General features: G+C 64.0%; 1 rRNA gene. It reads right to left on the bottom strand.

Features of this window, described 5'->3' with window-relative positions:
• Positions 1-1,409 precede the first annotated feature (1,409 nt).
• Positions 1,410-1,526 (bottom strand): 5S ribosomal RNA (rrf, locus tag GVL05_RS19760).
• Positions 1,527-1,529: the final 3 nt, after the last annotated feature.

The following is a 1,529-nucleotide window of genomic DNA, read 5'->3' as shown; positions in this document are numbered from 1 at the left end:
CAGCGTTCGTCCTGAGCCAGGATCAAACTCTCCGTAAAAAAATACAGACCCAACACCCGAAGGCATCAGACCGAGTTGATTCTGACTGTTGACTGTCTACTGACAATCTTCAATCCAAAAGGAATTGCATCATGACCTGAACAACCGAAGCTGCCCAGGCACGAGGTCAATCAATAAATTGGCATTGACAATGTGCACGCTGTTGAGTTCTCAAGGACCAGACGCACTCCCCACTCCGCCCGTCGGGCTTCGTCAGAGAGGCATTCGTCTCGCGACACCGTCGAGCGCCACGATCGAGACCGTGGAACCTTGGGTGTCGGTTGCCTGAGCGGGACCCCGTCCGGACTGCATCTCCAGGTGTTTGCACCTGGTGACCGTCTCGGCCGTTCCGTTCTCCGCCTCAGCGGCAACGAGTGACAACATTACGGGGAGGTGAACGGGAGCGCCAGCCGGGCCGCTTCCCGGGCGTGTCGCAGGCGGGGATCCACGTGCGTCGACGAGCAGGCCCGAACGGTTCGACGTCGTTACCTGCACCAAGACACCGGGACTCCGGGACTCCGGGACTCCGGGACTCCGGGACTCCGGGACTCCGGGACTCCGGGACTCCGGGACTCCGGGACTCCGGGACTCCGGGACTCCGGGACTCCGGGACTCCGGGACCAGCATCCTCCCCCGGCAGTCGGATGGCGAACGTCGATGCCGTGCCCATCCCTCCCGTGCAGGCCGAACACCACGACGCGCCCAGCTCAGGCGATCGCTCGCGCGGCATTGGGCAACCACTCATCACATGAACAACGCCCCTTGGACCAGCGAGCGGCGTCCGTGAGCAGGATCCACATCGCGGTAGGCATCGCCGGCTCGACAGGCTCCCTCGAGCCCGGAGACCGGCTCGAGGCGCGGCCGCAAGCGAGTGGACCACTTCGTGCCGAGCCGAGTCGCACACTCGAAGGCGCTCACAGCCGCCGCACCATGGGCAGTATCCCGCCTGGGCCCGTGCCACCTTCAACGCAAGGTTCGACACTGAGCGCCGCTGGCCCAGAGGCCTGTCCGACCCGACCGCCCAGCGACGCACGCACACTGCTTCGTGAGCAGAAATGGTCGGGTGCGCTCGGCATCACTCGACCGTTTGTGCTCACGAAGGGTCAGCGCCATTCGCGGGGGAACGTCGAGCTCGTCATCGAGGGAGGCCGGCGCCAGACCGCGGCTGACCGAGCCAGCGAGGAGCAGCAGGACCACGGAACCGAACGGGACCCTTCGTGAGCAGAAATGGTCGGATCGCACACGTGTACTCGACCATTTCTGCTCACGAACCGGCGCCGCGAACGGACACCCGCCACGAAGAACCTCCGGAAACGCAGAAAACCCCTGACCAGTGCTGGTCAGGGGTTCCCTGGTCTTACCTACGTTAAGTCCGGCGGCGTCCTACTCTCCCACAAGGTCCCCCTTGCAGTACCATCGGCGCTGAGAGGCTTAGCTTCCGGGTTCGGAATGTGACCGGGCGTTTCCCTCTCGCTATGACCACCGGAACA

Source organism: Curtobacterium sp. 18060 (genome assembly GCF_902706105.1).
GTDB lineage: Bacteria > Actinomycetota > Actinomycetes > Actinomycetales > Microbacteriaceae > Curtobacterium.
This window is presented reverse-complemented; position numbering and strand designations above follow the sequence as displayed.